8 protein-coding genes are annotated in these 6,252 nt (G+C 50.1%); 5 read left to right on the top strand and 3 right to left on the bottom strand.

All coding sequences use genetic code 11. From position 1 onward, the window contains the following. Positions 1-167 precede the first annotated feature (167 nt). Positions 168-566: a hypothetical protein gene (locus tag AAF564_25450; protein MEM8488916.1), complete on the top strand. Its 399-nt coding sequence runs from the start codon at positions 168-170 to the stop codon at positions 564-566. Positions 567-612: 46 nt separating this feature from the next. Further along, positions 613-1,134 carry a hypothetical protein gene (locus AAF564_25445; protein ID MEM8488915.1) on the top strand — a complete coding sequence of 174 codons (522 nt, stop codon included), beginning with the start codon at positions 613-615 and terminating at the stop codon, positions 1,132-1,134. 771 nt (positions 1,135-1,905) lie between these two features. On the opposite strand, the gene AAF564_25440 is transcribed toward AAF564_25445, so the two are convergent. Next, a complete protein-coding gene (locus tag AAF564_25440) occupies positions 1,906-2,598 on the bottom strand; it encodes a hypothetical protein (protein ID MEM8488914.1) in 693 nt (230 codons plus the stop codon). A gap of 117 nt (positions 2,599-2,715) precedes the next feature. Between AAF564_25440 and AAF564_25435 the strand changes: the two genes are divergently transcribed. Next, positions 2,716-2,877, top strand: a complete 162-nt coding sequence (locus AAF564_25435) for a hypothetical protein (GenBank protein ID MEM8488913.1) — start codon at positions 2,716-2,718, stop codon at positions 2,875-2,877. 614 nt (positions 2,878-3,491) lie between these two features. Beyond that, on the top strand, positions 3,492-3,704 hold the full coding sequence (locus tag AAF564_25430; GenBank protein ID MEM8488912.1) for a hypothetical protein: 213 nt from the start codon (positions 3,492-3,494) through the stop codon (positions 3,702-3,704). A gap of 294 nt (positions 3,705-3,998) precedes the next feature. On the opposite strand, the gene AAF564_25425 is transcribed toward AAF564_25430, so the two are convergent. Continuing rightward, positions 3,999-4,904, bottom strand: coding sequence for a zincin-like metallopeptidase domain-containing protein (locus AAF564_25425; GenBank protein ID MEM8488911.1), 906 nt, complete (start codon positions 4,902-4,904; stop codon positions 3,999-4,001). Between the two features lie 393 nt (positions 4,905-5,297). Between AAF564_25425 and AAF564_25420 the strand changes: the two genes are divergently transcribed. Further along, a complete protein-coding gene (locus AAF564_25420) occupies positions 5,298-5,687 on the top strand; it encodes a type II toxin-antitoxin system PemK/MazF family toxin (GenBank protein MEM8488910.1) in 390 nt (129 codons plus the stop codon). A gap of 117 nt (positions 5,688-5,804) precedes the next feature. Here AAF564_25420 and AAF564_25415 read toward each other — a convergent pair. Next, a partial coding sequence (locus AAF564_25415) for a hypothetical protein (GenBank protein ID MEM8488909.1) occupies positions 5,805-6,252 on the bottom strand: 448 nt, incomplete at its 5' end.

Genomic DNA, 6,252 nt, shown 5'->3' with positions numbered 1-6,252 from the left:
GCTTCGTATCGATTCGGAGAACAATTTTACTGTTTTGTGTTAACAGCGTCCCGTCTCAGGGGCGCTATTTTTTTTGATAATTGTTGAGTTGATAGTCAACACAACAAATGTTTGAGTATGAAGATCATAAATGAAGGATTAAGAATATTATGTATGCTACAAGAACCTTGGAAAAACGAAGTAGAGTTGAAAGTGATGAGCATATGGCTCTAATCGCTATGATGTTCACCCACTTTCAGAACTTAGGTTATAGGAATATCAAAGCAGATCTAGATGGATATGACCGTCCAGATTTCGTAACAGATTACGCTGAGAACCGGTACATCCCTGACCTGACTTGCAATAAAAATGATAGCTATGGCACCTTTATCGCTCTGGAAGCTGAAACATGTAGTACCATTAATAGTAACCATACGGCTGGGCAGTGGCGCGCGTTTGCAAACGCGCAAGGTGAGTTTCATCTTGCTGTACCGACAATGTGTGGAACTGAGTCTGGGCGGTCTAAGGCACAACGCCGATTGAATGAACTCAGAATCACAGCCGATGCAATATGGACACCAAAATAATTTTTCACGTTATGTTAAGCCATGTTGTATATGAGGAAAACAGCGAATGACATCAAGCAGTTTACCGGATGATACTACTCCGGCTTCCACATCAGTAGAGGAATTATCTGCTGCGTCTAGCCTGCAGAACTTGTCAGAGGCAAGCCTAACTTACATCACAAACTATCGAGCTCAGCTAATGGAGTTAAAGCAAAAAGCGCAGGAGGGTTATGACAAAACCATTCTGACGCTTTCGGCCTCGTCGCTTGGGATATCCTTTGCGTTTGTCAAAGATATTGTCCCACTCGATCAGGCGGAGTTTAATATTCTGCTTTTGATTGCATGGATTTGCTGGGGATTTAGCCTCGCTGCTGTACTGTTTGCATATTATATGAGCCATCAGGCATTTCGAGATGCCATTAAACAGGTAGACAATGCACTTAATCAAGGAAACCTAATAGCCATTTATCAAACCCACTTGGGAGGTTGGAAGGATCGAGCCACATCCTTCCTCAACGCAAGTGCAGGGGTTTTGTTTATCGCTGGCGTGGCTCTTTTGATCATCTTTATCTCACGTAATATTGTTTAAGGAAACTACAATGAGTAACAAGCAACCGAAAAAATCGTCAAGCTCTAATACCCCGCCGACACTGCTGCAAGAAGGGCAAAATGTCCCACTACCACCGCCGCAAGCCCTTATCGCCCCTGGACACATAAGCGCAACAGCTACTGAAACAAGTACACCATTTAAGGAAGTCAAAGCGCACACTGTTCCAGCACCACCACCTATGGCACTGGTCGCGCCTCTATCCGTAGAGCAGCCCGCACAGGCATCGCCCGGTCCGGTTACATCAACACCGCTCATCACTGCTCCTTCTGTTTCACCTGCGACAACAAGCCCATCAAGTGATGGCATCTCACAAACACAAAACACTGACAGTTAGCAGGAATATCTATATGGCCCTATACAAACATTCGTGTCATGAGACGCCACTTTGCATAAAACAAGGATTCTGGGTGTATTTCATCGAAAACAAACTCTGGTGTGTGAGGGGCGGAGCCAAAAGCTCCCCCCTATCCCGATTCTTTATTGGGTCCGATTAGCCACGCTAGCGCCGCCACGTATCCCGAACGAACCCCAGCCTGCGCTCAGATTTCCTGCCCCATATGGGTGTGTATTGCTGCATCTATTAGATTCTAGTCTCGCCAGCCTCTAATGGTGGACAGGTAGACAACTAGCGTTGTCATCATGCCGCCTACTAGCAGCCAAGACACCCAAAACATAGCGTCTTGGTCTAGTCCAAGCCCTGACGAGATGATCTGGCCTATGCCGACGACGAGAGCATACAAGGTGAACCAATCAAAAAGTCGTTTCATGGCCCACCTCACAAGATGATAGCACTGTGGGTAATCCGCCGGCATTGATGGTCGCCTCGATAAGCAACTTGTATTGTTGGCTCAGCTCATGGGGACAGGCCCCTAAGCTTTTCCGCAGGAATAGGCTGAACTCGTCTGGAGCACGCTTTCCACGAAGCCTTGCCGCCTTTTCTGCTAGAGACGAGTGCGAAAATACGGTGGCTAGGTACACAAGTTGCCAGTCCTGCTCAACATTAAAGGCTTCGCGCATACCACACAAATGGCGCTTGATCTGCGACTCTGACGTGGACATGATTTCGGCTAAACCGAGTGGGCTACGACCGGCTCCTTCAAGAGAGCCAAGCAGCAGGAATAGTTTGAATTCGTCGCGGGTCAAATCGTCAAGCGCGGCCAGATGGTCCCAAGCTTCACCCGGATGCATTTTGAGCGTCGGATCACCTTGAATGGGCATCACAGTTGATCCGACCACGCCCAGAGAGACAGCGCGCATTAGCGCCTGCTCAACTGTCTTGGCCTGGAACGCATCCGTAATGCCCTTGATTCGGCGACAAAGGGTGGCATCCGATATAAACATCTCCGCAGCGAGTTGGGTACGTGTCTTTCCTGCCATGAATCCATCGAGGATGCGCAGGAATTCATCCGGCAGGCGAAGTTTCGCCAGTGCAAGTTTATTCATTTTATACTCCGACAATGATTTACTTAGAAGCCGGTGGTGATTCCACCACCGGCTTCCCCTATAAGAGTAAAGAAGGCTGCTAATGAGTTTCCGAGGCTCACAGCCTGCGCATAGTATATGAATAATACGCGCCCAAACACAAGACTCCGCGCTACATTTGACGGATTTTTTCATCTTGTTGATGTATACTTGTTGGTGCGTGTTGCCCGTGCCCCGAAAAGTATGTTAGGACAACTGGGTACCGGCGCACTCCGACAAAGGCGGCACGAAGCCTGGTAGCAACGTGCTGCACACCTATAAGAGAGAGCAGGCGCATGAGTTTCCGAGGCTCGCCTGCTCTTTTTATATGGACTACCATAACTGGGTGGCGGCGAGAAACGCGCGTAAACGTACGCTAACGACCTAGAATTCACTGAAAACCTAGTCCACGACAAGAATTTTTCAGTAATATCAGTGGTTTTCGATGAATTATCGTTATTGCAAAAAGGTTCCTTTTCAGTGAACCCTCTCTGAGGAACTTCCGTAGCGTACGTTTATGGTTAAATCTCGCTGGCACCCAAGAATGCCAAATCGAGAAAGATAGGATAGAGAAAGCGGTTGAGCATCAAGAAAAGTGTCTAGAAATCAGCACTGAATATTTGCAAAGTTTTATTGAAGGTGATGAGCAGCGGTTACTTGAGCTGAAAGGAGAAATTTGACTGATTACCTACAAATAACCCTTTTAAGAACGGCGCTTCTCATAAACGACACAAAAGAATAGCTGTGTCCATCCATGTCCCCGACCTCTAAGGGCGGTAACACGTAGAATGGCACAGAATATCATTGAAATGCACTACATGCTCTGTTAAATTCGCGTGATTCTTTCACCAAATTAACATCAGCAGTTTCGAATAGTGACCACCAAAGAGCATTGTCTCCATGAACTCGATAAGCTGATGACCGATCTTCGTGCACAAGGAACCGACACCGTACCTATTGTTCTTGCTCTGGGCGATATTTGCTTGAAAGCTGCTAGGTCAGAACCTGAGCGCCATGAAGAATACCTAAATAGCCTCATTGCGATTTTCGATACAGAAATCAAAGCTGCTAAAGCAGAAAAGATATGAATTTCAGCGATGGAATTTCTTTCATAAAAGGCCATCCGCAAACTAATCGTTTTGAACATCGGTTTGTACATAAGAAGAATCATACACCGTACCTACGCATTACTTACTCCTGTTTTTCGAAAGCACTGAGGATTGCACCCTTATGTAAGGGGTAACCACGAAAATCGTAACGGAAAAGTGTTACGTTAACTGATCCCTTTGAGTCCGGCGCTATTCATAAACTTCACCACCATAAACCGCAAAAAGCCGTCCCGTCATCGGGACGGCTGATGGTCTGCCAGACCTGCGGTGGATTTAGACTTCCGGCTGAAGCGAGAGGAGATAATCAGCAGCTTTCTGAGCCTGTGAAGCGGCGGAGAAGATGAAGCGTTTATCGTTTTTGAGCGCTTTTAACCAGCCATCGATATAGTGTGCGTGATCGGGCCGGGTGCTGGAGGTGATACCAAGGGTGGCACAGAGCATGGCTGCACCCAGTTCAGCAATCAGCTCCTCAAAGGCATAATCAGCATCCCCGAAACGTTTGCCTTTCTTGCGGTCCAGCCGCTTGGGTGCGCCGGTCCAGTGAGTCAGCTCATGCAGGGCCGTGGAATAGTAAGCTTCAGTCGCCGTACTGGTGGGCGTATCGTGAAAGCTGCTCTGCTCCGGCAACGCAATCGTATCCGTCCCACGCTGGTAGTAGGCCCGAGTCCCACCATGCGTAATCCTTGCGCCGGTAGCTGCCATGAAGTCTTCGGCTGTTTCGATAATCCGGGCATTGCCCTGGTTTTCGCTGGCAGGAATTGTAAAGCCATCCACCTGATCGGCATTGAAAACGGTGGACCAGCGGGCAAACATACGGGTTTCTCCCTCGTCATTATCCTCTTCCGGCTCGACATCCAGGAGTTTCCAGAAGACGATACCGGCACCCTTCTCACCTTTACGCACCTGTGCGCCCAGCTCCTGCCACTGCTTGTAGGTCGCCCAGTAGCCTGAACAGCACCTCCGCTCCATCTGATGCACCCACAACATGGGAATGTTAATGCCCCGATAGCTCTTGCCCGTCGAAGCGTTGAGCGGTAGGCTGGTGAAGCCATCCCAGGGCATCACGAATTTCTCAGCGGTCTGCCCTGATTCGATAGCAGCGATAATGGCATCGGTGACGGTTTGGTAGATATCGGTTTTGGCAGCGTTATGTCCTCTTTTGCGCCGGTTATTTGTCATGAGATTCCCTCCTTTGTTTGGGGTGAAACAACGGAGAAGGGAAAGACCGGTCATGAAGGGCCGCGGGTCAACTACCCACACGTTTAAGCGGGCAGGTGGTTGACCCGCTGGCCGGAGCGGTCAGACCCAAACGACGTGTGATACCCACAAAGCGGGAAACGCTCTGTCAAACAGCGTATGAAGAAGCATCAGACAAGCCATTAAGTATACCAGGCAGCAGGCACAACCGAACCCAGGGGTACACAGAGCGTCTGTGGCAGAAGTGGCAAGCGGCAGGTAGCCCGTTCAGCAGGCAGGCGACTTCGAGTAACAAGGGTTGGGGGTGTGTCAGCAGTGGATCAGCAGGCGTAAAAATGCTGGTGATAAGGCACTACCTGTGCGATAAGTCGCTCTATGGTGTGCAAAGACTTCACCGGATGGACCAGGCTCAAGGCGGAACTGCATGAGCAGAAACCGCCACCAACCTTCAAAGAGCGGGAAATATGGTGGGGTTCGATTGGCATCAATATCGGGCATGAAACAGACGGCAAGAGCGATGCCTGCAACCGTCCGGTATTGGTGGTCAAGAAGTTCAACCAGCGCATCTTCTGGGGCATACCGCTGACCACGAAAATCAAAGACTCGCCGCATTATTACCGTTTCGACTTCAACGGCAGGCAACAATGCGCCATGCTGACCCAGCTACGGCTATGGGATGCCAAGCGCTTGACCCATAAAATGGGGCGTCTGGCTGAAAAAGAATGCCAGGGGATTCGAGGCGCATTACAAAACTATCTGGCATGAAAAAAGGCCCCCGGGTGAGGGCCTTTTAGTTCGCCTTCCAGAGAAGGCGAAGTGTGACTTACGTCAATTTGTGGCCCAACATAGCAGGGCAGGCGCGCTAAAGCAAGGGAAATGTACTTACGCCACCTCCAATAGCGTTGGCTGTCTATCATCAGCATTGGCCGATTGCAGCCTTTCGGTCCAGCGAGGGCCAAGGTGAGGGGAGGAAGAACGATGGGATGCAGGGATCTGCATGGATGGATCAGGCGGGTCGTCAGCCTCGGTACCGGACTCGCTGCCTTCTCTTGTCGAGGCGCGTCCGGCCATGAGCGCGTCAAACGCGGTCACCAACGCCTGAATGCGCTCGGCTTGCTCCTGTTCCGTGGATTGTTGGGGCGGTGCGTTGCCTTCGGTCTGCTCGCTGGCTTCGGTGGATGCTTCGTTTGCTTCCGTATGGGTCGAGGCATCACTCTGGAGTAGCGCCTGCAATTCGTTCTTCATGGCCAGCAACTGCTCAAGGCTATCCTGTTGGGTGAAGGGCAGACCCAGCCTTGTTTCTAGCCCGGCACGGCGGGATTCCAACTCG

The sequence above is a fragment of the Bacteroidota bacterium genome, from assembly GCA_039111535.1.
GTDB lineage: Bacteria > Bacteroidota > Rhodothermia > Rhodothermales > JAHQVL01 > JBCCIM01.
The sequence above is the reverse complement of the archived record's forward strand: the minus strand, read 5'-3'. Positions and strand labels throughout refer to the sequence as shown.

Excerpts from the sequence above, each read along its gene's own strand:
- AAF564_25445 (MEM8488915.1), top strand. The coding sequence starts at position 613 with ATGACATCAAGCAGTTTACCGGATGATACTACTCCGGCTTCCACATCA.
- AAF564_25425 (MEM8488911.1), bottom strand. The coding sequence starts at position 4,904 with ATGACAAATAACCGGCGCAAAAGAGGACATAACGCTGCCAAAACCGAT.
- AAF564_25435 (MEM8488913.1), top strand. The coding sequence starts at position 2,716 with ATGAATAATACGCGCCCAAACACAAGACTCCGCGCTACATTTGACGGA.
- AAF564_25420 (MEM8488910.1), top strand. The coding sequence starts at position 5,298 with ATGGTGTGCAAAGACTTCACCGGATGGACCAGGCTCAAGGCGGAACTG.
- AAF564_25440 (MEM8488914.1), bottom strand. The coding sequence starts at position 2,598 with ATGAATAAACTTGCACTGGCGAAACTTCGCCTGCCGGATGAATTCCTG.